Here is a 23,187-nt window from a genome sequence, read left to right as displayed (position 1 = left end):
AAATTAACCACCGAGTTAAAGATGAAGTTAAAGCTATGGCAATTGCTTGGGTATTATTCACAATTATGGCTGCATTTATGCAGGCGTGGCGTAATGCTTTTCAAAAGCAACTCAGTAGCACAGTTGATGTGTATGGAACTACCTTAGCGCGTTTTCTCTTTTCTCCAATCTTTGCCTTAAGTTACCTTGCAATTTTATATCACCAACAACCTACCACAGCGGTTGTGAGTTTTTCGACACATTTTTGGCTATATATTGTGATTGCAGGTGTGAGTCAGATCTATGCAACTGCATTAATGGTGAAATTATTTCAACAAAAAAATTATGCGATTGGGATTGGTTTGGCAAAAAGCGAAGCCATTTTGGCAGCTTTAATTGGCGTGATGTTTTTACAAGAACACTTAACGGTTTGGGGATGGTTTGGTGTATTGATTGGAGCAATCGCCGTATTCTTTCTGAGTAAAGGGAGTAATCAGACCAAACTCTCTTTCAAAACTTTAGTGATTGGATTAGGTAGTGGATTGTGTTTTGCGATTACCTCTTTATTGGTTCGTGAAGCCAGTTTAGAACTTGCAATGCTGCCATTTTTGCACCGTGCGGCGTGGGTGTTATGTATTTTAATTAGCTTTCAATGTGTAATTTTATTGTTGTACCTTGGTTTATTTAGCAGAAAAACCTTGTACCACATGGGGCAGCGCGTCGGACTGACTTTTAAAGTTAGTTTATGTAGTTTCTTGGCATCTTTAGGTTGGTTTAGTGCCATGAGTATGCAGACCGTGGCTTTAGTGAAAACCTTAGGGCAAATTGAAATTCTATTTAGTTTATTGATTTCTGCATATTTCTTTAAAGAAAAATTAGCTCGTTCCGATCATTTGGGACTTTTTTTAGTCATTTTGGCAGCCATTATGGTGATTTGGGCATAATTTTAGATTTATTGGAGTTGGCTTGGTAAAAAAACGCAAAATATACATAAAAGTGAAATTAAAAGTTGATTAAAATTTATTAAATGGAAATTAATTCTCTATATTCCTATTATTATGGGAAATATATTTAAAAAAAATAAAAAAATCTAGATTTTAGGAAAACAATCCCAGTTGAATCTGCCTACACTATATCTCAAGGGTGTGATGGGGATCGGAAAGAGTAGATTGCTACCAGTTGCGTACAACGTGAGTGTAGTACTTACCCAAAAGGTCTCGATTCGGCTTAGGACGCTATAAACCAAAAGTTTATAGGCACAAGGTTATGATTTACAAAGTCATGGTTGTTGAAGTAAACCACTGATGTTTTCCCTTGACACCCTAAAAATTTTTTAGAATAAAATCGAATAACAATATAATTTTAATAATATTTTAACCTCTTATTTATATTCCCTTTACTTGTTTACATCATTTACAAATTAAGACGATGTTTTTTATCTCGTTCAGTAACATGATAAGAGCAGGTTCTGAAAAATAATGTCATAAAAAGAAGAGCAGAGATGAGCTATCACAACTTAGATCAGCCATTGGATGATCAGCAACTTTTTACCCGTTTACAACAACGTTTCGAGCAGCATGTTTTAAGGCATCCCCATCTCAAATGGAGTGAAGTGTTATCCAAACTTCAAGCACAACCTAAAAAAATTCAAAGTTTGCACTGGATGGAGCAAACAGGGGGCGAGCCTGATCTTATTCAATTTGAACAAAACAGCGATGAATATTATTTTGTTGATTGTGCGGAGGAAAGCCCCATAGGTCGTCGTAGTTTATGTTATGACGCAGAAGCCTTGGCTGCTCGAAAGCAGAATCCGCCACAAGACAGTGCGCTGCGTTTGGCAGAGGTGATGGGCACATTACTCCTGACAGAACAGCAATATCGTGAACTACAAAAATTGGGGAATTTTGACCAAAAAACATAAAGTTGGGTGAATACACCTGAGGCTATTCGGTCTTTGGGCGGAGCATTGTTTTGTGACCGCCGCTATGGTCAGGTGTTTACTTATCATAACGGGGCTGAATCTTATTATGCTGCGAGAGGTTTTCGTGTTGGGCTAAAGCTTTAGCTTATTACATTGTGATTGAAGCTGAGTATAGGAGTGATAAACATGGATATGGAATTATTACGGCAAGTGTTGGGTTGGTCTTTAGTCCTCAATTATCTCATTTTATTGATTTGGTTTTTGGTTTTTATCAATGCCCGAACATGGATGAAAAGTTTACATGGTCGTTGGTTTAATCTTAATGAACAGACTTTTGATGCAATTCATTATGCTGCGATGGCAGTCTATAAAATTCTAATTATGGTGTTTAATTTGGTTCCATTTATTATTTTATCTTTTCTAGATTAAATTGAACATTCTTGTTATTACAGGAGTTGTAGTTGCTTCATTTGCATAGAAAATTGTTATGATGGAGTCAAAAGAGAAAACGAATTAAAAAAGATGACAGATAGACAAAATCAAACGTGTGCAGTGTGCAAAAAGTCATTTCCTTATAAAGCATTGGTCTCTGGGCATATTATTCGTGATGTGATTAGCGATGAGATCAAAAAAGATTATCCTGACTGGTCGTCAGACAGTTTTATTTGTCGACCTGATTTGACCCATTATCGTATCCAATATGTACATTCGTTGTTGAAATCTGAAAAAGGTGAGCTGACTGATTTAGAGCGTGAAGTGATTAGCAGCATGCAACGGCATGAACTCATCACTAAAAACATTGAAACTGAGTTTGATCAAAACTGGACATTGGGCGAGAAATTAGCAGATAAAATTGCCAGTTTTGGTGGGAGTTGGACGTTCCTGATTTGTTTTGGCATGTTTTTAGTGCTTTGGATTGTTTTAAATACAGTGGTGTTATGGGTACATCCAGTTGACCCGTATCCTTTTATTTTACTAAATTTGGTTTTGTCATGTTTGGCGGCCATACAGGCCCCGATTATTATGATGAGTCAAAATAGACAGGAGGCCAAAGACCGTTTACGTTCGCAGCATGATTACCAGATTAATCTCAAAGCGGAATTAGAAATTCGACACCTGCATGAAAAAATGGATCATTTGCTGTTACATCAATGGGAAAGGCTGACACAAATTCAAGAAATTCAGTTAGATTTGCTGACAGAAATGAATAAGCATCGCTAAATATTTGTCGATTTTTTAATGGAAAAAGTATCACTTTTGGATAAATGAAATGACAAAAAGCAGAAAAATTGACAGCATCCTGTTGGCTTGATATTTTGCCCGCTTTATTCGTACACCAGTCCAATCATGCCTTTAAATGACCACTTTGTTTATACACCACCACAAGAGCCTTTGCGCATTGTGTATGAAGATGCAGACTTGGTGATTATTAATAAACCTGCGGGTTTGCTATCGGTGCCTGGACGTTTACCTGAACATCATGATAGTGCTTATTATCGCGTTTTAGCGCAATTTCCTGATGCGAAAATTACCCATCGTTTGGATATGGCGACCTCGGGAATTTTGATGTTTGCCAAGCATCGTGATGCCGAAGTCGCGGTCAGCAAAATGTTTCAAGCACGAACGGTGACCAAACATTATCAAGCATTGGTACAGGGTCATATTCAGCAATCGGGAAGTGTAGACGTTCCTTTAATTACGGATTGGGAAAATCGTCCACGTCAGATTGTGCATTTTGAATTGGGTAAAGCTGCCAAAACCTTATTTGAGCTGATGCATTATGATTCAACACAGGATATTAGCCGTGTATTGTTGACCCCGATTACAGGGCGCTCACATCAATTACGTGTGCATATGCAATATATTGGACATCCAATTACAGGGGATAAACTCTATCATCCTGAACCTTTTCAAAGTCCTTTAAAGCGCATGGCATTACATGCCAGTCACTTGAGGTTTATACAGCCATTCAGTGGCGAGCCTGTCGACATTCAGAGTTTACCTGCTTTTTAAAAATGTCTCTTTTGGGGCTTAAACTGTCATAAAATCATGCTAAATTATGTTTAATTAATAAACAAAAAGCAGGGATATAACCATGAGCCGCAACTATGAATTATTTCCAGATGACGATAACGGTAATGTACTGTGGCAAATGTATGAAGATGGCAATGATCTAACAGATCTACACGAAATTGAATTCTCTATTGTTTTTACAACACAAGATCAGGCAGAAAAATGTGCTTTGCATTTATTGCATGAAGAACAAAAGATTTCGCTGTTTCAAGAAGAAGTTAAAAATGATGGCAGTGATTTATGGGTGTTGAATGTTCATGTGAATATGATTCCTGAATATCAGGATGTTCAAGATTTAGAAGAGTGGTTTGTTAAAATTGCCGAAATGTTCCAAGGTGAATACGACGGTTGGGGCTGCCTGAGCTATCTCTATGATTATGATGACGAGTAGCGAGAGGCCAAAGGAGGTGGTTGCTGTATAATTCATACTTAAGTTATACATAAGCCACCTCGACTTACCGTACACTATTTGAAACCAAAGAATAAAAATATAGGTGTCTCATGTCGAATACGGTTCAATTACATCGCGTGTTTAATGCGCCACCAGAGCGTGTTTATCGCGCATTTACCACAGCAGATGCCTTAGTCAAATGGATGGCTCCTCACGGTTTTACGGCACATGTAGATTTGCTTGAAGTTAAACCTGAAGGCAAATATCGTATGTATTTCACTAACTTTTCTACTGGTACACGTATTGGTTTTGGTGGAACATATCACGAAGTAGTTCCGAATGAGCTGTTACGCTATGTTGATCAATTCGAAGATCCAAACATGCCCGATTTAATTGAAGTCAAAGTTCAATTTAAAGCAGTCTCTGTCGGTACTGAAATTCAAATCACCCAATCAGGCATACCTGATGTAATTCCTGTAGAAGCATGTTATTTGGGCTGGCAAGAGTCTTTACAATTGCTGGCACTCCTGATTACACCTGAAATACCTGATGGATAAATGGTAAGGATATTATGCAAACATTTAATAATTTTAAGGAAAGAGAACAGAAAGCTCGGAATGCGATTTGGCAAAGCTATCTGCAAGATGTTGGGTTAGATAATCAAGTACGCTTGTATGTGGAGCATCATCTGCAAGAAATCTCTCCGCAGTATTGGCAGCATCATACTGGGCTCACACGCCCTGAAGCGAAGCAGGTGATTGATTTATTATCGACACAGCGCTTTTTAGACTTTCATTCGGTTGAAGAAAATGATGATTCGATTGACTTTAGTCTGCCAGAGAATGTGACTGACTATGTGCTATGTGTGTCATTTGATGAAGATGGAAATGTCGAAGATATTAGTATGGAAAGTTAAATGAGTTGTTTGTTTTCTCATCGTTAAGGAAATTAATGCAGATTCAAATAAAGCGTGCCTATAGCCCTGTAACTATAGATGATGGATTAAGAATTTTAGTGGATCGTCTATGGCCAAGAGGTATTAAAAAACAAGATGCCAAGATTGATTTATGGCCAAAAGAGATTACGCCGTCCACTGTTTTAAGGCAGTCTTATCATCAAGATTTAATTGGTTGGGAGGAGTTTCGAGCAAAATATTTGCTTGAATTGAGGCAACATCCTGAAACACTCGCAGAATTACGACGTTTAGTCCAACACCATAATATTAGCTTGATTACTGCGGCAAAGAATGCAACCCAAAATCATGCTCTGGTCTTGAAGCACTATTTAGAATTCCCTGAAGATGAAAACACTTAAAATAAAATATATTTTAATATAATATAATTTATCTATATGAATTATTGTTGGAAATAAGACATGTCAACAGAAACTCATTGGAACCGGGTTTATACAGATAAAGCCGTGACGCAAGTCAGTTGGTTTCAGTTACATGCAAGTCAATCGATACAACTGATTCAATCTTTGAAATTGGAACCTGATGCAGCAATAATTGATATTGGCGCTGGCGCATCGATACTTGCGGATGAATTACTCGATTTAGGCTATCGTCATTTAACGGTACTAGATATATCGAATATGGCATTGCGGCAGAGCCAACAGCGTTTAGGTGATCGCGCTCACTTGATTGATTGGAAGGTAGCCGACCTTTTAAGCGTGGAATTTGAACCAGAAAGCTATCAAGTTTGGCATGATCGTGCGGTATTTCATTTTTTGACCCAACCTCAAGCGCAAAAGCGTTATATACAGCAAGTGAAAACAGCTGTACAACCCTTAGGGTACGTGATTATGGCTACTTTTGCTGAAGATGGTCCTTTAAAATGCAGTGGATTAGAGGTTCAACGTTATAGCGTTGCACAATTACAGCAACAATTTGCTGAACCCGATTTCCGCTTAGTTACGAGTGTACAAAATATGCATATCACACCAAATGGACAAGTTCAGAAATTTAATTACGTTATGTTTCAAAAGCAATAATTTGCAGAAATACCCATATGAAATTTAGGGTTATTCGCAATTTTACAGTACACTAAGTTTTATTTTTTGAGTTTTTTATGTCTTTACCAAACTGCCCAAAATGCCAATCAGAATATACCTATCAAGATGGCGACTTATTGATTTGCCCAGAATGCTCGCACGAATGGAAAGAAGGTGAGTTGAACCAAGCAGAAGAGGTTGCTCAAATTAAGGACGCTAACGGTAACTTATTGGTTGATGGCGATACTGTAACTGTAATTAAAGATTTAAAAATTAAAGGCTCATCTTCGGTGGTTAAAGTTGGAACCAAGGTCAAGAACATTCGTTTATTGCCTGAAGCCAGCGATGGACATGATATTGATTGCAAAGTTGATGGGATTGGAGCAATCAAACTGAAATCGGAATATGTGAAAAAAGTTTAATTGAAGTGTTTTATCTCACTATGCATAGATTGAGGATGATCTCATCCTTTTTCTTGCATCAGTGAGGTATGAAAACATGGTATAACCCAGTTTTCACTGTTTGGGTTGCACTCAGATGCCGCATATTCATTTGGAATATTCTGACAATTTAAAAGACTTTCATTCCCAGCCGATTTTATTAGGTCTAAACCAAGCACTGTTTGCGACAGGCCATGTACAAGTTGCTACAGACATTAAAAGCCGAGCAATTTGTCAAAGTGATTATTTGATTGGTTTAGGTGAGTCGAATCAGGCCTATGTACATGTCAGAGTTTCTTTGCTTTCAGGGCGAGATATAGCTGCAAAAACAGAAATTTCCAATCAATTACTTTTAGCATTACAGCAGTTGCTACCTAAGCAAACGCATTTGACGGTACAACTATGTGTGGAAGTTCTTGAAATGGAAAGCGCTTTTTACGGTAAAACGGTGGTTGTACCTACATCAGCGACGTGATGCCATCTTGTATTTTTATATGGTTACTTAAGCAAAAATTGATGACCATAACCTAAAAATTGCATGGTTTTAGGGCGGCAGGAATCACAATGGTTCCTGCTGAGTGAATGTTTGATTAAAAATGCTCTTTTTTGTTGTCTAAAAGTCATTTATATTTCTTAGAACTTAAATAGTTTTAAGCAACAATAAGTAAAGTGAAAACAACAAGAGGAATAAAAATATGTCTGGATGGTTTGAGCTGAGTCAAGCAAAAGATGGGCAATATCGCTTTGTGCTTAAAGCGGGTAATGGGGAAGTAATTTTAACGAGTGAGCTTTACAAAGCAAAAGCCTCGGCGCATGTGGGAATAGAATCTGTTCATAAAAATAGTGCGGATGACAGCCGTTATGATCGTTTAACCGCCAGTAATGGTAAGCCGTATTTTAATTTAAAAGCTGCCAATCATCAGGTGATTGGTACCAGTCAATTTTACTCTTCAGAACAATCACGCGATAAGGGAATTGAGTCAGTCAAAAATAATGGCTCATCTATCACCATTAAAGATTTAACGGTGTAATGCCAAATTTATTTTGATTAAGCATGTCCATCGGCATGCTTTTTTATTGGATTGAATTTGCTAAAAGCGATGAGGAAATAAGGGGTTGGAAACCCGTTAAAATTACCGCTTTATTCTCTGAATTATTTTCGCTATAGTTTTTATAGTGTGATGAAAATCACATGTTTAAAGTTTATGAAGGCTGTAGGGAGTGCACCTTCTAAGACTGTGTATAAAAGACAAAATGGCTTTGAATGTCTTTAATTTGTCTGCAGATACGTTTAAGTCGCGATGCAGTCAAAATCAGAGCTTATGTTGATGATAAGTGAATACACTGTAAAGGAATGACACGATGAGCATAGAAATTTCGGGTGATGAGCAAAGTGCCCATGCCATCTTATTAATGCTGAAACAATGGGATGAAGCTGTAGCAAGCATGGATATACAAGCTTTAGCTGATCTTTGTGTCGAAGATGTAAGTTTAATTGATGTAAGTACCCATTTAACGGGTATAGATGCGTATAAACAATTGTGGAGGCGTTATCTTCCAGTGAAAGCTGGAAACATTCGTGTATATCGTGAAGGCATTAAACTTATTGCCCAGCCAGAACTCGCCGTATTGCACTGTTTTTCAAAGGTCGATCAAATTGATGCAATTCCCAATTTAGAAGTGTTTTGGTGTCGCACCACCATATGTTTTCAGAAAGTAGAGCAAGTCTGGAAAGTGGCGCATCAGCATATTTCTATGCCAATACAACTTGAAACAGGACTGCCTATTTTACTTAGCGAAGTGAGTTAATCATTTTAGCTTGAAACAGCCATGAGATACGAAAAGTATCTCATGGTCTTTATTTGAAACTTAAAGCAAAGTTGCTTCTAATTTTTCTACAATTTCATGCAATTGTTTAATACGCTTTACTTCATCCCAAAGTAATTTCGCTTCAGGATAATGCTTAGACATCATGCCTAACCATTGTTTATAACGTCCAAGCATACCTATTTCAGTTTTGGCTGGACCGTTAATAAAACGAATTTGCAAAGCCAATAAATCATTCCAACTCAATAAAGCAGTATCTGAGTTTTGGCGGATGCATTGAGTTAAATCGGGAGTCGTTACAGCACCACGACCTATCATTAAGTCTTCACAACCAGACTCTAAGCGACATTGTTTAGCATCAGCATTGGTCCAGATTTCACCATTGGCAATCACATTAATTTTCAACGCTTCACGAATCGGTTGTAACTGATCCCAAAACGCGGGTGGGGTATAGCCATCTGCTTTGGTACGGGCATGTACCGTTACCCAAGCTGCGCCCGCATCTTCAATTGCATGGGCATTTTCCAGCATAAAGTTACGGTCCATATAGCCCAAGCGCATTTTGGCTGATACAGGAATATGCGGAGGCACTGCATTACGCACAGCTTTGACTAACTCGTGTACTACTTCAGGTTCATCTAACAATACCGAACCGCCACGATGACGATTGACAGTTTTGGCAGGGCAACCAAAGTTCATATCGATAGCGGGAGCACCAAGTGCAACAGCACGAATGGCATTGGCTGCCAGCATTTCAGGATCATTGCCTAAAAACTGCACGTGTACGGGGGTGCCCGAAGCTGTTTTCCCATCGTTCAGTAACTCAGGGCAAAACTGATGAAAAATATGATCAGGCAACACAGAGTTGGTGACACGAATAAACTCGGTTACACACCAGTCGAAGCTGCCGACGGATGTTAAGACATCACGCATAATCGGGTCAGTTAAGCCTTCCATGGGTGCAAGGATGAGTTTCACGGTTTGAGTCACCAGTTAAATTTGAAGAACGGTGTTATACGTTTTTTTGTGCAAATTGTCTAGGCGAGGGGCTTTGAAATGTTGTCGCTAGTGATGGCGGATGATGAAGGTTTTGTCACAGTGATTTTATGTTAAGAGCCAAAGCTTATAAGCATGAGCTTAAAGTTTTCCTTGATGTTGGACTAGACTCCAATCTTAGAATTATTGTCTGCTTGAGTAATAAAGACATTATTTTATGGAAACAGTTTTCACTATCATTGCATTATTTTTGTTTTTTCTATTTATCTTTAGACATAAAAGAATTGAAACAAAGATCATTATAAACCAACCAATAGATCAGGTTTGGCAACTCTTCACATGTACTTCATCTTACTCAGAGTGGAATACTTTATTTGGTCTCGATCAATTTCCCACATATATCGGTCAACAAATTATTGTCGATTTATATGATGAAAACAAAAATGTGAAATTTCAAATGCAGCCAGAGGTAAAAAAACTTGATCAATATCATCTAGAATGGGAGGGTAAACTCTATATCAATGGATTGTTTAATGGTCGGCATCAGTTTGTTTTTACTAAAATTGATGCAAATACAACTCAATTCATTCAGACAGAAGATTTTAATGGGTTACTTGTGCCAATTTTAAATTATTTTATTATTCAACCTACGCAATTAAATTTTGAGAGAATGAATGAGTTTTTCAAACAATATCTTGCAGATCATCCATTCAACAAAGACACTTTTAAAATATCCTAGATAAAGGAATCGTGGTGGTTGAGTGAATATTCGTCAATTTTCTTTAAAATATGGTCTTTCACTAGACACTTTACGTTTTTATGAAAGGCGTAAAATATTAATTCCTGACCGACTATCAAATGGATATAGGAGTTATGGTGATATACATGAGCAAAAAGTTAAGTTAATTATTTGTTTAAAAACCATTGGCTTTAGTTTGGAAGAGATTAAACAGTTAATCGAACTTGAGACCAAACCTCCTTCTGAAACCTGTAATGATATTTCTAATCAACTCATTGACAAAAAAATAGAGATTATTGATCAACAAATCGCGTTGTTGGAATATGGGAAAAATACGCTTCATGATGTGAAAAAATATATTGAAGATAATTCTTTCGTTAAAAATAGGGACATAATTTCAGATATGATTGAAAACTTATATCACATTACAAAAAGCACGTATTAATAAAAAAGCCCGACGTCCTGTCGGGCTTTTTCGTATTGGTTCGCTTGGTATAACTCCTGTCGTACCTTGCAGTCCTTGTGCGATCTTTCTTATTTTTGTTCTTTGGAACTTCCTGTTTTCTATGTTCCCATGATAAGAAATCCACCTGAAGTCGTACAGCCGCAAAGAGCGGGAATTGTTGTAAGCATATACGTACAAGTCAGGATAAAATTTGTCTTCTTTTTATCCTCTGAAATTGGAGATATTTTTTGTGTTGAACCTGCTGGAAAAGCTTTAATTGGGTTGAGAAGTAATTAGATTTATTGGACAGAAGTATAAAAATTGCACATAAAAAAACCGACCTATTTCTAAGTCGGTTGAACGAGATCGTTCCAGAGGGTATGTATAAGAATAAGATACTGATCTTAAGGTAATCTTAAAAATCTATTTTGTATAAGCACGATTATGTTAAAGAGGAATAAGAAATTGGCGCTTTGCAAAAGAGTAAAAAGACTTTTCTGATAGGATATTAATAGTTTTATTACCCTTTTAAGGTAGAAGTATTTCTGTATAACTCTTTTTCATTACAGAACGTTCTTAAGCTTTATGCAGTGGCGCCCAAAATTTAGAGCTAAGCAGAAAGTAATTGATGAAAGAAGTCTGATTAGTTTTTCTAAACTAATTTTTAGAATTAGAAACAGTTCTTAATTCCACATCGTTAATACTAACCACTTGATTATTTTCATTAACAAGTTTCAATCTAAGCGCCACATCTTGATCTTTTTGGAAAATTTTAACGACAGGCTCTTCTTCTGATAAAAAATGACCACCAGATTCTAACATAGCCAGTAATACCACATTCAAACTTCTTCCCTTTGATGTGAGTAAGTATTCTTGACGTTCTCTTGTTCCCATTTCTTTGTATAAAGACAACTTTAATATATTTAATTCAACAAGATGCTTTAATCGATTGGATAGGATTTGCTTGGATATACCTGTATTTTTCATGAAATCATTGAATTTAGTTACTCCATAAAAGGCTTCTCTTAATAAGAGAATGGTCCATCGGTCATTTAGAATTTCAGCAATTTTAACAATTCCACAGGCTTCGGAAGAAAACTTGTGACTCAAAGATATTTGATTTGACATTCAGGAGAACTCCGCTTAATCTGAGTCTTGAATATAGACCTAGACTTAATTGAGATAATAATATGCCATTCATTCATGTACAAACAATAGAAGGTTTACTTGATAAAGACAGTAAAGCTGAGCTTTTTAAGCGTTTAACAGATTTATTTGTGGAAATTGAAGGGAAGGGAAGAGCTGCTTTTAGAGAGCATATTTGGATTCGGATTGATGAACATCCACCTGAACAATGGCAACTAGGTCATTTAAAGCCTACAAAAGAAATGATTCAGGTTCTTAATGAAATGGATAAATAAAAATTAAGTACTTACCCAAAACTTAGAACAATCCCGACTGAAAAGTTGTGATGATTTTAATCATCACAACTTTTAGTAATCAAGATGATTTTGTTTCGATCATTTTTATTGGCTGAAAGTGAAAAATTCGCTGAATAAAATGCTGACTTGTTTCAAAATCGGTTTTGTGCATTTTTAACTATGATGAAATTTTAAAATAATTGATATTTAAATTAATATACAAACCTACTTCGAATAACGATCATTATTTTAAATATAAATTATAATTATAAGAAATTTACGTTAATCAAAAATATATAACTGGAATAGTATTGAAATTCAATTGATCTTTAAAACTATTAATTATGAACAAATACGCAGTAGCAACAATACAAGACCCTTTGATTGAAATTTTTCCCAATATTTATTTGGTGAGAGGAAGTATGAAAATTGGACCACTATTACAAATGAATCGTAATATGGTCATTGTCCGAGATGGATCTGAACTTACCTTAATTAATGCTGTTCGTCTTGATAGTAAAAACTTAGAACATTTGGATAAATTAGGTACTGTTAAAAATATTATTCGTTTAGGCGACTTTCATGGCTTAGATGACCAATTTTATATTGATACATATAAAGCTAATTTTTGGAGTCAAGAGCACTATGATAATTACTCAGAATTGCAGCCCAATAAAGTTATTAATGCAACAACCGATTCTCCTATCCTAAACAGCAAATTCTTTATTTTTGAATCAGCAAAGTTTCCTGAGGCTGCTCTTTTCCTTGAGGATAGTCAGTTGTTAATTACAACAGATAGTATTCAATACTGGGATGATTGGAGACATATAAGCTTTTTAAGCAAAATTATTTTGTTATTAATGGGATTCCGCTTAGGATTATTTATAGGTGGTCCATGGTTGAAGAAAGTTTCTAGACAAAAAGATAGTCTTGAGTATGATTTTAACCAACTATTGAGCTTAAATTTTACAAGTTTAGTCGCTGCTCATGGAAATATTTTAAGGGATGATGCAAAAGAAGAATTAGAGAGAGTTGTTATTAATACTTTTAAGAGAAGTTAAATCAACATAATACGCCTTGTACGAAATGCACTATATAGTGTATTTAAAATCAATAGGTTGATGGTTGAATAAAAGCCCAATTTAGACAAACTGAGCTTTTCTATTGAATTTTGATGTTCCTTGTTTGCTTGATGAAGAATGTTTTATATCGTTAATCAGCCTAACTGAAAAAATGCCTTTATCTTCCTAAAATCATTTCAAGTACAAACTTAGAACCAATAAAACCAACAGCTAAAAGGAAAAAGCCAATCAGGGTAAAGCGAATGGCTTTTTGCCCACGCCAACCAAATTTGTAGTGACCAATCAACAGAGAACCATAGACAAACCATGAAATAATACTGAACGCAGTTTTATGAGCTAAATGCTGAGCAAAGAAATCTTCAATGGTGAAGAAACCAAACACTAATGCTGTAGTCAGTAAAATAAAGCCTGTTTGAATTAAATCAAACAATAACGATTCCATCGCTTGAAAAGAGGGAAGCAAATTAACCCAAATACGCTTCTTTTGTTTGTTTTTTAGCTCACGGTTTTGGAACCATAAAATTACCGCTTGAATGGTTGCCATCAGTAAAACGGCATAAGCCGATAAAGACAGAATAATGTGAATATCCAGGCTAACCGAATGCTGTTCAATAAATTGATTAGGCTTACTAAAGGCGAAACCTAAAATCAGCCCTGTCGCAGCGACAGGAATACCAATTAAATTTAATGCCAGAATGGGGCGATAGGTACTAAAAATTAAACTCAGTAGGAGCATTAAACCTGAGGTAAAGGACATGAGTACAAAAACATCATAATTGACCCCAAGCGGCGTAATCATATCGTGGTAAAGCACTCCTGCATGCAGCAGTAGACCCAAGCCCAAAATTACGCCAATAAACCAATGGTTTGGTTCACGTTTCGACATTAAATGCAGGAATAAATACCAAAAAGAGGTGGTATAGGCAATTAAAGCCAAAATGGTATAAACCAAGGGGAGACTAATCATGTCAAACCTTTTTCAGGATGATGAATATTCATTTATATAAATTCGACTCGAACTACAGTATCCTATAGCATCTTATGCATAAATTTTCTATTTTAAGAAAGATTTTTTTGCTACTGGCTATTTTAAGCGGATTTTGCAATGTTTGATACCTTAACAGAACGACTCACGCAGAGTTTAAGAAATGTTACTGGCTCAGGGCAGCTAACCGAAGATAATATTAAAGATACGTTACGTGAAGTACGTATGGCACTTCTTGAAGCCGATGTTGCGTTACCTGTAACTCGTGAATTCATCGCGAAAGTTAAGGAAGAAGCATTAGGCCAGGAAGTGATGACACAGTTATCCCCTGGGCAAGCCTTCGTTAAAATTGTTTATAACGAATTAACCAAGATGATGGGTGAGGCCAATGAAAGCCTTGACCTCGCAGCAAAACCTCCAGTGGTTGTGCTTCTTGCAGGTTTGCAAGGTGCTGGTAAAACTACCACTGCGGCAAAATTAGCGCGTTTCTTACAAGAACGCCAAAAGAAAAAAGTGGCAATGGTCTCTGCCGATGTTTACCGTCCTGCGGCAATTAAGCAGTTACAAACGGTTGCTGGTGAAGTTGGTGCGATTTTCTTTGAATCGAATGCCAATGAAAAGCCAATTGATATTGCCAATCGTGCTATCGAACAAGCCAAGATCCAGTTTGCGGATGTTTTGATTGTCGATACTGCGGGTCGTTTACATGTCGATGATGACATGATGGATGAAATCAAAGAGCTACACGCTGCGATTAAGCCAACTGAAACCTTATTCGTGGTTGATGCCATGACTGGTCAGGATGCGGCAAATACAGCGAAAGCGTTTAACGATGCGTTACCATTAACGGGTGTGATCCTGACCAAGACCGATGGTGATGCACGTGGTGGTGCAGCACTTTCTGTTCGTGCGATTACAGGTAAGCCAATCAAATTCTTGGGTATGGGCGAAAAGCTTGATGCCTTAGAGCCATTCCATCCAGAACGTGTTGCACAACGTATTTTGGGTATGGGTGACGTCCTTTCTTTAGTCGAAGAAGTTGAACGCAAAATCGACAAAGAAAAAGCCGAAAAAATGGCGAAAAAATTGCAAAAAGGTGGCAGCTTCAACTTTGAAGACATGCTGATGCAATTTGAGCAAATGAACAAAATGGGCGGCATGATGGGCTTCTTGGACAAGTTGCCTGGCATGAGCAATTCAGGGATTCAAGATGCAATTGCACAAGCAAACCCTGAAAAGCAAGTGAAGAAAATGGAAGCGATTATTCAATCGATGACCATTAAAGAACGCCGTAACCCAGACCTGATGAACCCAAGTCGTAAAAAGCGTATTGCAGCAGGTTGTGGTATGGATGTGGTTGAAGTGAATAAACTCATCAAACAACATGCGCAAATGGCGAAAATGATGAAGAAGTTTGCTAACCCATCGGGTATGGCAAAAATGATGCGTTCATTGGGTGGCTTGCAAAAGCAATTCGGTGGCGGTGGTGGTATGGGACCACTCTTTGGTAACAATGATCAAAAGAAATAATTGAAGAATCTTCAATAAAAAAATAGGTGCTTGATGCACCTATTTTTTTATGTCTTAGATTTTTAAGGAACTACAAAACATCAATATAAAATCATAAAAGTTGTGATTAGTATTTGATCGAAAATGAATAAAAAGAAATGTAGTTATGTCGATTCAGCCCAAAACTGTTTTTATTGTTCACGGTGAAAATTCTTCGCCCGAAGATCATTGGTTTGCTTGGTTGGCACAACAGGTCAAAGCTATGCACGGTGTAGCGAAATTGGTTTTTTTACCTGATGCAGATATCCCTGAGTTCGATCTTTGGCAACAAGCATTGGATATGCAGATATCAAACTTGAATGAGCACAGTATTGTGATAGCACATAGTTTGGGTTGCTTAGCTGTCGCCCATTATTTGAGTCAGCATTTAAACCATCAAAAAATTGAGGCGCTTATTTGTGTGGCAGGGTTTAAATCTGTACCGCCACAAAAGCCTGAGCTTAATTCATTTATCCAGCAAACAACCTTACAAAGTCGTGTATTACACCGTCAGATTGCACATCGAATCGTATTATTTTCCAATAATGATCCTGTGGTTCCACCTCCGCTTGCGCTGCAATTTGGATATTTCATGAATGCGCAATTGCTGGAAGTGAAACAGGCAGGGCACTTTACCCAGCAGGATGGTTTTAGTGAATTTGCACTCTTGCAGCAGATTCTTCAGCCTTTGATGCTTTCAGTTTGATGATGAATATAATGTTGTAAACCTTTTAAAAGTAAATCTGCTTCAACAATTGGCTGATATTGCTGTAAATGTTGGGCAAACAATTCAGCATCACCACCTGTGAGTACCAACTGTCGAGGTGAATGTTGCATAACGCGTTCAATGGTACTGAGCAAACCCAATAAAATGCCATGATGGACTGCATCAATAGTATTTCTTCCTGGGCTGAGTTCTTCAAAGGCCGCATCTGGAATTTTAATGCCTTTGGTATTTTGAATCAGGGAATCACGTTGCAAATACAAATTCGGCAGAATATAGCCGCCTAGGTGTTGTAATCCATTCGCTAAATCAATGGTTAGGGCCGTACCACAACTAATCACACAATAATTTTGATTCGCATCATTGGCAACCGCTAAGACTTGTAACCAACGGTCAATTCCTAACTGTGTAGGATCATCGTAGCCACATTTTAAGCCTGCATATTCGGTATGCACTTTGGCAAAGATTACAGGTACTCTTAAACGTTTCAGAATGCTCTGAATACGCTGATTATTATCTGGGTCTAGAACCGAGGAAACCCCGACGTGTTGAATGTTCAAGCCTTGAAAATGTTGAATTAACCCGAGAAGTAAATCGGCAGGGGATTGTAGATGTAATTCAGCAGCATGTTCCACAACTTGGTCATGTTGCGTAATCCAATATTTGAGTCGGGTATTACCAATATCAAGCCATAAACTTTTCATTACATCATCCTATCGGGTTGCTGTACTGAGTCGTAAACGACCTTGGTAAAAGCTTTGAATACCTGCTTCGGTTTCAAGTAGTACCGCACCATCGTCTTGAATACCGATAAAGGTTCCAGCGCAGTTCCCTGTACTATGTTCAAACTCGACGGCTTGTTGCTGAAAAGCGGCATAACGATTAAAGCGAGCAGCCAAATTATAGCTCTGGTGATCAAACCATTCTCCAGCACGGTGAATCGCCAGATAAAGTTCAGCAATCAAATCAATGCGTGAAGTGCCTTGTAGTCCTAGCTCTGTGAGTGAAGTCACTTGTTGATCAATACTTACATCCGTAACAGGTGCAAGGTTGAGTCCAACACCGACAATGACTTGGTTTGGCGTAATCGGCTCAATCAGAATGCCGCCCCATTTGCCTTGTACACTGTACAAATCATTTGGCCATTTAATTTGTAAATTCAATTGCTCCAGGCTAGGCATATGTAGAATATTCAAGGCAACTTCTAAAGCCAAACGCCCATCTATTGCTGTTCGAGTATTTAGCAATGTGCTTAAATACACGTTTCCTTCGGGTGACACCCATTGGCGTTGTCGCTGACCTCGGCCTTGAGTTTGTTGGGCGCTACACACCAATGCACTTTGTATACCTTTTTGTGCAATTTCACGCACATCATCATTGGTTGATGCGGTGGTCGGTTTGAGCATCAGGACTTCAGGAAGTTGTTGAGCCGCTTGAAGTCGTTGTTGTAGTTGGCGAGTTTCTACGTCCATTTGAATCTGAGCAAAGTTGAGAATATTTATGGAGTTAATCATATATTTACTGATTGGTGCAATCGCAGGATTTACCGCAGGATTATTTGGTGTGGGTGGCGGTTTAATTATTGTGCCGATCCTCTATATTGTATTTACCCAACTTCATTATGATCCATCGGTCATTATGCACATGGCGTTGGGAACTTCCTTGGCGACCATTATTGTGACTTCATTTAGTTCAGTGTCCGCACATCATAAGCAAGGTGCAGTGTTGTGGTCGGTGTTCCGTCACTTGGCACCTGGCTTAATTTTAGGGTCATTTTTAGGTGCAGGGATTGCTGATTTACTGCCTAGTCAGGGCTTGCAACTGATCATTGGCTTTTTTGCACTTTGGGTGGCTTATCGCATGTTCAAAGGGGCAAAAGCTCAAGTGGATACCTCGAAGCAGCTTCCTTCGACAGCAAAGCAGATGCTGGCAGGTAGTGGTATTGGAATTGCCTCAGCGATTTTTGGGATTGGAGGTGGCAGCCTAACGGTACCTTATTTAAACCGTCATGGAGTGGTCATGCAAAAGGCGGTTGCCACATCGGCAGCTTGTGGTTTACCGATTGCTGTGGCAGGTGCTTTAGGCTTTATGTGGTTTGGTGCCAAAGCACAGGTCGATGTACCGAATACCATTGGTTATATTCATGTTTATGCATTTTTAGGCATCAGTTTGATGAGTTTTGTCACAGCTAAACTTGGTGCGAAAGTTGCTCATCAATTGTCACCTGCAATGTTAAAGCGATGCTTCGCAGGCTTGCTCACCACCGTAGGTCTTTATTTTATTTACCAAGGATTTTCAAAATTATTCTAAAGATTTATGATGACTTTTGCTGTTTAAATTGGCTTTTTAGACATAATATTGTCTGACAATGACATGGCGTGGAAGGGATGAAATCAGTTAAAACTGTTCCATGAGTCATGTGATGTATTGTGGATTGCATCTTATAAAAACAAGATAGGAAAAGTATGCAACAAGAAGAAATAGAGAGCCTCTCAGAGCAAATTGCCAAGCATATTAGTGAGCAGATCATTAGTGGCGAACTGGTCGAAGGTGAGCGAATACAGGAATTAAGAATCGCCAAAGAGCTGGATGTCAGTCGGGGGTCTGTGCGTGAAGCTTTGCTGCTGTTAGAGCGTACGCATTTGATTCAGATTTTTCCGCGACGGGGTGCGATTGTTTCTGAAATGTCAGCACAACAGGTGCGGGCATTATTTGACAGTTGTGCCATGTTGTCTGGACAAATTGTGCAACGCATTGCGGAAACTTGGCGTCAGCATGAAGCAGAGCAATTTCAAAAGCTGATGGAGCAAATTCAAGAAGAATGTCGTCATGGGCATACTGAAAAATTTTATGATTTAATTTTTCAGTATTTGGCACGACAGCAAGAGATGGTAGCAAATCCTTACTTGATGAATTTCTATCAGGAGTTATTACCTTCGGTACGTCGCAGCTATTTCTTAACCTTAAATACTTCGCGTAGAGAGTTACAAGAGTCGTTTGAGTTGTTTAAACTGGTGAGTGATGCAATTTTAATCCGAAAATCACAACAAGCCACTTTATTTATGGATGATTTTTGTCGACACTTGCGTAACTTGGTGTTGGAATCTCTAACACGGATGAAACAAATCGAATTAGCATGGGCGCGTCGTTCACGACGTTAACAGGACATTATGCGTTTAAGCAGTTTAAAACTTTCAGGCTTCAAATCTTTTGCCGACAGCACGACATTACAATTCAAAGCCAACCGTAGTGCGGTGGTGGGACCAAACGGCTGCGGTAAATCCAATGTGATTGACGCCATCCGTTGGGTCATGGGCGAATCCAATGCACGCCAACTGCGTGGTGGTAGTATGCAGGATGTCATTTTTACAGGGACAGCCAAGCGCAAGCCTGTAGGGATGGCCAGTGTCGAACTTCGCTTTGAAAATACTTATGGTAAATTAGGCGGTGCTTATAACGCTTATAATGAATTAGCGGTTCGCCGTCAGGTCAATCGAGATGGCAAGTCTGAATATTTCTTAAATGGCACCAAATGCCGCCGTCGGGATATTACCGATATTTTCTTGGGGACAGGCCTAGGTCCACGGTCTTATGCCATTATTGAACAAGGCATGATTAACCGTTTGGTCGATGCTAAGCCCGAAGAAATGCGCGTATTTATTGAAGAAGCGGCAGGGGTATCTCGTTATCAAGCACGTCGACGTGAAACGTTATTACATTTAGACCATACCAGCCAAAATTTATCTCGTTTAGAAGATATTGCCCAAGAGCTTAAATCGCAATTAAAAACTTTGAAGCGCCAGTCTGAAACGGCAATTCAATATAAAGAATTAGAAAAAACCATTCGTAGCATTAAAGTCGAAGTATTGTCTTTCCAATGCGAACAAAGCAGCCGTTTACAGCAAGAATATACGGTACAAATGAATGAATTGGGTGATCAATTTAAATTGGTTCGCTCGGATTTAACTACGTTGGAGCATGATTTAAGTTCGACCAGTGAGTTATTTCAACGTTTGATTCAACAATCGATGCCATTGCAAAATGAGTGGCAACAAGCTGAGAAAAAGCTGGCTGAACTAAAAGTAACTTTAGAGCAAAAACAATCGCTCTTTCAGCAAAATACCTCAACGTTGGCGCAACTCGAACAGCAAAAGGCACAAACCAAAGAGCGTTTGCAACTGATTGAACTACAGCTTGAAACCTTATTACAACAACAGGAAGTTCAGACTGAACAGTTGCAGCAACAAGACATTTTGAGTCAACAGCAAAGCCAACGTTATCAAGATTTAAAAGCGCAACAGCAGCAAGTTCAGCAACAGTTTGAACAAATCAAAGCTCAGGTGGAAAAGCAGCAACAGCAGAAAATGCAAATGTTGGCGCAGTCTGAGCAATTGAGTAAAAATATCGTCCGTATTGAGCAGCAACAGCAAACCTTACAACTCCAAGCCACTCAGATCCAAACTCAAGCGCAATCAGAAGATATTCAACAGCTGGAACAAGACAAACAATTGCTCCAGATACAGATTGAACAATCCGAGCACATGATTCAGCAGCAGCGTCAGCAGCTAGAACAGGTGCAGGAACAATCTGCGCAGCAAAAAACGAAAGTGTTGCAATTGAAATCTGAAATACAAGTATTACAGTCTGAACAGAAAAATTTGACCCAACTTTTGGTCAAGCAAAGTCCTGAGTCTCATAATGCCAATGTGCAATTGATGCAAACCTTGAAGCTGACGGAACAAGGTAAACCTCATGCGCAGTTGATCGAGAAATTCCTTGCTAAGTGGCTTTCGGCGGAAGTGTTGGATGCAGAGGCAGAATTTCAAGACAGTATTGCGCGTCAACTCAAAATGAGCGTTGGTGCTGGTAAACTGGCCTTGGCTCAGTTGCCATGTTTGGCAGACTGGATTGCCTCTACACAGCATTCATTGTGGAATCAGGTTGCTATTGCGACGACACTAAGTGAAGCTTTGTCTTATCAATCTCAGCTTCAGCACGGTCAGTCGATTTTAACTTTGGATGGTTATCATGTTGCGGCAGATTGGGTGATTGGTCTGCTTTATGATGAAAGCAGTCAAGCAGGTCAGGGGGCATTGAGTCATCGGATTCGTTTAGAAAGTATTGAAATTGAACTGAGTCATTTACAAACACAATATGAGCTGGCAGATCAGCAATTACCTAACTTGCAGCAACAGATTGAGCAACATCAGGCGCAGCTTAAACAACAGCAAGTATTACTCAAACAGCAGCAACAAACACTACAACAATTCGATGTGAGCATTGCCAAGTTACAAAGCAGTGCGCAGGCTTTTGCCATTCAGCAACAACAATTGCGTGACCAGTTGCAACAGTTGGATGAACAACTTGAAGAAGATGCAATGCAAAAGGATGATCTTGAAATTGATTTGCATGCATTGACCTTAAAACTGGAACAGGTTTTACCGCACTATAAAACCACGCAATTCCAACTCGATGAGTTGACTGAACAATTAGAGTTGGCACAGCAACAAAGTTTACAGTCGCAGCAAGAGTTGGAAGTATTGCGTCGTCAAAACACGCAAACCCAACAACAAATTGAACTGTTGGAAAAAGATAGCTCTTTCCTGAAAACTCAAAATCTGCAAATTGGTCAGCAGATGGAACAGGCGAAAAAGTTTGTTGATCCAGTTCAATTAGAGCTTCCGAGTTTGGAATCGCAATTTGCCGAGCAATTTCAACAAACAGAAAAATTACAAAAAACGTGGAATGCGTGGCAACTTGAACTGAACAGCGTGCAACAGAAGCAGCAGCAAGTCACCGAACAACGCCATCAACAGCAGCAACAAGATGAGCGTTTACGCACGCAACTGGAAGAAAAGCGGTTGTCATGGCAAGCAGCCAAATCTGACTTTCAGCATTATTCTGAGCAGTTAAAAGCGATGGGGAGTGACTTAATTACAGGTCTTGAAATTGATTTACCTGCGCATCAAGCAAAACTAGAAAAAGCTCAGCAGCAATTTGCCAAATTAGGGGCAGTCAATCTGGCGGCTTCGGAAGAATATGAAGAAGTTTCCAAGCGTTTTGATGAACTCAGCCATCAAATTGAAGACCTAGAAAACACAGTTGCACAATTGCAAGCTGCAATGAAAAGTATTGACCAAGAAACACGTAAATTATTTATGACCACGTTTGATCAGGTCAATGCTGAGTTGCAGGAATTATTCCCGAAAGTCTTTGAAGGTGGTGAAGCAAGCTTAAGTTTGGAAGATGACTGGCAGTCTGGGGTCAAACTCATGGCACGCCCACCAGGCAAACGAAACAGTTCACTGGCATTGCTGTCGGGTGGTGAAAAAGCGCTTACCGCATTGGCATTGGTGTTTGCTATCTTCCGTTTAAATCCAGCGCCATTTTGTGTACTGGATGAAGTTGATGCGCCTTTGGATGATGCAAATGTTGGTCGTTTCTGTAATTTGGTAAAAGAGCTTTCTGAACAAGTGCAATTCATTTACATTACACATAATAAGCTAGCAATGACGATGGCAACTGACTTATTGGGAGTAACGATGCCAGAGCCTGGAACATCAAAACTTGTTAGTGTAAATTTGGAACAGGCAAAAGAATACGGTTTAGTCGCGGAGTCATAAT

Annotated in this window: 27 protein-coding genes and 1 pseudogene; 23 read left to right on the top strand and 5 right to left on the bottom strand. The window is 38.6% G+C overall.

Annotated features, from left to right (window positions below; genetic code table 11):
* The first annotated feature begins 35 nt into the window (after positions 1–35).
* The 14 genes and pseudogenes from C3F34_RS03345 (at position 36) to C3F34_RS03280 (ending at position 8,605) form a co-directional block, all read left to right on the top strand.
* Complete coding sequence (locus C3F34_RS03345; protein WP_044739290.1) at positions 36–923, top strand: DMT family transporter; 888 nt, start codon at positions 36–38, stop codon at positions 921–923.
* 557 nt (positions 924–1,480) lie between these two features.
* A pseudogene (locus C3F34_RS03340) lies at positions 1,481–2,044 on the top strand (DUF4256 domain-containing protein).
* 42 nt (positions 2,045–2,086) lie between these two features.
* The gene (locus tag C3F34_RS03335; protein ID WP_016165334.1) at positions 2,087–2,329 is read left to right on the top strand and encodes a DUF6868 family protein; all 243 of its coding nucleotides are present in this window, start codon (positions 2,087–2,089) and stop codon (positions 2,327–2,329) included.
* 93 nt (positions 2,330–2,422) lie between these two features.
* Positions 2,423–3,121 (top strand): DUF1003 domain-containing protein, encoded by a 699-nt coding sequence (locus tag C3F34_RS03330; protein ID WP_104441071.1) that lies wholly within the window; start codon positions 2,423–2,425, stop codon positions 3,119–3,121.
* Between the two features lie 126 nt (positions 3,122–3,247).
* The gene (locus C3F34_RS03325; protein WP_044739294.1) at positions 3,248–3,913 is read left to right on the top strand and encodes an RluA family pseudouridine synthase; all 666 of its coding nucleotides are present in this window, start codon (positions 3,248–3,250) and stop codon (positions 3,911–3,913) included.
* Positions 3,914–3,995: 82 nt separating this feature from the next.
* Positions 3,996–4,364 carry a ribonuclease E inhibitor RraB gene (locus C3F34_RS03320; protein ID WP_016165331.1) on the top strand — a complete coding sequence of 123 codons (369 nt, stop codon included), beginning with the start codon at positions 3,996–3,998 and terminating at the stop codon, positions 4,362–4,364.
* A 110-nt stretch (positions 4,365–4,474) separates the two neighbouring features.
* Positions 4,475–4,921 (top strand): SRPBCC family protein, encoded by a 447-nt coding sequence (locus C3F34_RS03315; RefSeq protein WP_104441070.1) that lies wholly within the window; start codon positions 4,475–4,477, stop codon positions 4,919–4,921.
* A gap of 14 nt (positions 4,922–4,935) precedes the next feature.
* Positions 4,936–5,280, top strand: coding sequence for a DUF2004 domain-containing protein (locus C3F34_RS03310; protein ID WP_104441069.1), 345 nt, complete (start codon positions 4,936–4,938; stop codon positions 5,278–5,280).
* A gap of 35 nt (positions 5,281–5,315) precedes the next feature.
* Positions 5,316–5,678, top strand: coding sequence for a DUF488 domain-containing protein (locus tag C3F34_RS03305; protein WP_016165328.1), 363 nt, complete (start codon positions 5,316–5,318; stop codon positions 5,676–5,678).
* A gap of 60 nt (positions 5,679–5,738) precedes the next feature.
* The gene (locus C3F34_RS03300; RefSeq protein ID WP_104441068.1) at positions 5,739–6,356 is read left to right on the top strand and encodes a class I SAM-dependent methyltransferase; all 618 of its coding nucleotides are present in this window, start codon (positions 5,739–5,741) and stop codon (positions 6,354–6,356) included.
* Positions 6,357–6,433: 77 nt separating this feature from the next.
* Positions 6,434–6,778, top strand: a complete 345-nt coding sequence (locus C3F34_RS03295) for a zinc ribbon domain-containing protein YjdM (protein ID WP_044739298.1) — start codon at positions 6,434–6,436, stop codon at positions 6,776–6,778.
* A gap of 115 nt (positions 6,779–6,893) precedes the next feature.
* The gene (locus C3F34_RS03290) at positions 6,894–7,271 is read left to right on the top strand and encodes a 5-carboxymethyl-2-hydroxymuconate Delta-isomerase (RefSeq protein WP_044739299.1); all 378 of its coding nucleotides are present in this window, start codon (positions 6,894–6,896) and stop codon (positions 7,269–7,271) included.
* 220 nt (positions 7,272–7,491) lie between these two features.
* Positions 7,492–7,827: a YegP family protein gene (locus C3F34_RS03285; RefSeq protein ID WP_044739300.1), complete on the top strand. Its 336-nt coding sequence runs from the start codon at positions 7,492–7,494 to the stop codon at positions 7,825–7,827.
* 331 nt (positions 7,828–8,158) lie between these two features.
* Positions 8,159–8,605 carry a YybH family protein gene (locus C3F34_RS03280; protein ID WP_016165323.1) on the top strand — a complete coding sequence of 149 codons (447 nt, stop codon included), beginning with the start codon at positions 8,159–8,161 and terminating at the stop codon, positions 8,603–8,605.
* A gap of 60 nt (positions 8,606–8,665) precedes the next feature.
* Here the strand turns inward: C3F34_RS03280 and C3F34_RS03275 are convergent, their stop codons facing one another.
* Positions 8,666–9,601, bottom strand: a complete 936-nt coding sequence (locus C3F34_RS03275; RefSeq protein WP_026441070.1) for a tRNA dihydrouridine synthase — start codon at positions 9,599–9,601, stop codon at positions 8,666–8,668.
* Positions 9,602–9,836: 235 nt separating this feature from the next.
* Between C3F34_RS03275 and C3F34_RS20525 the strand changes: the two genes are divergently transcribed.
* Positions 9,837–10,358 carry an SRPBCC domain-containing protein gene (locus C3F34_RS20525; RefSeq protein ID WP_044739301.1) on the top strand — a complete coding sequence of 174 codons (522 nt, stop codon included), beginning with the start codon at positions 9,837–9,839 and terminating at the stop codon, positions 10,356–10,358.
* A gap of 22 nt (positions 10,359–10,380) precedes the next feature.
* A complete protein-coding gene (locus C3F34_RS03265) occupies positions 10,381–10,803 on the top strand; it encodes a MerR family transcriptional regulator (RefSeq protein ID WP_044739302.1) in 423 nt (140 codons plus the stop codon).
* A 657-nt stretch (positions 10,804–11,460) separates the two neighbouring features.
* On the opposite strand, the gene C3F34_RS03260 is transcribed toward C3F34_RS03265, so the two are convergent.
* Positions 11,461–11,931, bottom strand: a complete 471-nt coding sequence (locus C3F34_RS03260) for a winged helix-turn-helix transcriptional regulator (protein ID WP_044739303.1) — start codon at positions 11,929–11,931, stop codon at positions 11,461–11,463.
* 62 nt (positions 11,932–11,993) lie between these two features.
* On the opposite strand from C3F34_RS03260, the gene C3F34_RS03255 reads away from it, so the two are divergent.
* Together C3F34_RS03255 and C3F34_RS03250 are read left to right on the top strand one after the other, a co-directional pair.
* Positions 11,994–12,224 (top strand): tautomerase family protein, encoded by a 231-nt coding sequence (locus C3F34_RS03255; protein ID WP_016165318.1) that lies wholly within the window; start codon positions 11,994–11,996, stop codon positions 12,222–12,224.
* A gap of 344 nt (positions 12,225–12,568) precedes the next feature.
* Positions 12,569–13,285, top strand: a complete 717-nt coding sequence (locus C3F34_RS03250; protein ID WP_044739304.1) for a hypothetical protein — start codon at positions 12,569–12,571, stop codon at positions 13,283–13,285.
* Between the two features lie 178 nt (positions 13,286–13,463).
* On the opposite strand, the gene C3F34_RS03245 is transcribed toward C3F34_RS03250, so the two are convergent.
* Positions 13,464–14,273, bottom strand: a complete 810-nt coding sequence (locus C3F34_RS03245; protein WP_016165316.1) for a cytochrome C assembly family protein — start codon at positions 14,271–14,273, stop codon at positions 13,464–13,466.
* A gap of 138 nt (positions 14,274–14,411) precedes the next feature.
* Between C3F34_RS03245 and ffh the strand changes: the two genes are divergently transcribed.
* Together ffh and C3F34_RS03235 are read left to right on the top strand one after the other, a co-directional pair.
* Positions 14,412–15,821: a signal recognition particle protein gene (ffh, locus tag C3F34_RS03240; RefSeq protein ID WP_016165315.1), complete on the top strand. Its 1,410-nt coding sequence runs from the start codon at positions 14,412–14,414 to the stop codon at positions 15,819–15,821.
* 145 nt (positions 15,822–15,966) lie between these two features.
* Complete coding sequence (locus tag C3F34_RS03235) at positions 15,967–16,545, top strand: RBBP9/YdeN family alpha/beta hydrolase (RefSeq protein WP_104441067.1); 579 nt, start codon at positions 15,967–15,969, stop codon at positions 16,543–16,545.
* On the opposite strand, the gene C3F34_RS03230 is transcribed toward C3F34_RS03235, so the two are convergent.
* Together C3F34_RS03230 and C3F34_RS03225 are read right to left on the bottom strand one after the other, a co-directional pair.
* Positions 16,521–17,267 carry a pantothenate kinase gene (locus C3F34_RS03230; protein WP_104441066.1) on the bottom strand — a complete coding sequence of 249 codons (747 nt, stop codon included), beginning with the start codon at positions 17,265–17,267 and terminating at the stop codon, positions 16,521–16,523. The genes C3F34_RS03235 and C3F34_RS03230 overlap by 25 nt on opposite strands.
* 9 nt (positions 17,268–17,276) lie before the next feature.
* Positions 17,277–18,035, bottom strand: a complete 759-nt coding sequence (locus C3F34_RS03225) for a biotin--[acetyl-CoA-carboxylase] ligase (protein WP_104442282.1) — start codon at positions 18,033–18,035, stop codon at positions 17,277–17,279.
* A 28-nt stretch (positions 18,036–18,063) separates the two neighbouring features.
* Between C3F34_RS03225 and C3F34_RS03220 the strand changes: the two genes are divergently transcribed.
* The 3 genes from C3F34_RS03220 to smc all read left to right on the top strand — a co-directional run bounded on the left by C3F34_RS03220 (position 18,064) and on the right by smc (position 23,186).
* Positions 18,064–18,873, top strand: coding sequence for a sulfite exporter TauE/SafE family protein (locus C3F34_RS03220; protein WP_104441065.1), 810 nt, complete (start codon positions 18,064–18,066; stop codon positions 18,871–18,873).
* Positions 18,874–19,028: 155 nt separating this feature from the next.
* Positions 19,029–19,724 (top strand): GntR family transcriptional regulator, encoded by a 696-nt coding sequence (locus C3F34_RS03215; protein WP_016165310.1) that lies wholly within the window; start codon positions 19,029–19,031, stop codon positions 19,722–19,724.
* 9 nt (positions 19,725–19,733) lie between these two features.
* Positions 19,734–23,186 (top strand): chromosome segregation protein SMC, encoded by a 3,453-nt coding sequence (gene smc / locus C3F34_RS03210; RefSeq protein WP_104441064.1) that lies wholly within the window; start codon positions 19,734–19,736, stop codon positions 23,184–23,186.
* Position 23,187: the final 1 nt, after the last annotated feature.

It is taken from the genome of Acinetobacter sp. ACNIH2, assembly GCF_002934965.1.
In the GTDB taxonomy this organism is placed as follows: domain Bacteria; phylum Pseudomonadota; class Gammaproteobacteria; order Pseudomonadales; family Moraxellaceae; genus Acinetobacter; species Acinetobacter tandoii.
The sequence above is the reverse complement of the archived record's forward strand: the minus strand, read 5'-3'. Positions and strand labels throughout refer to the sequence as shown.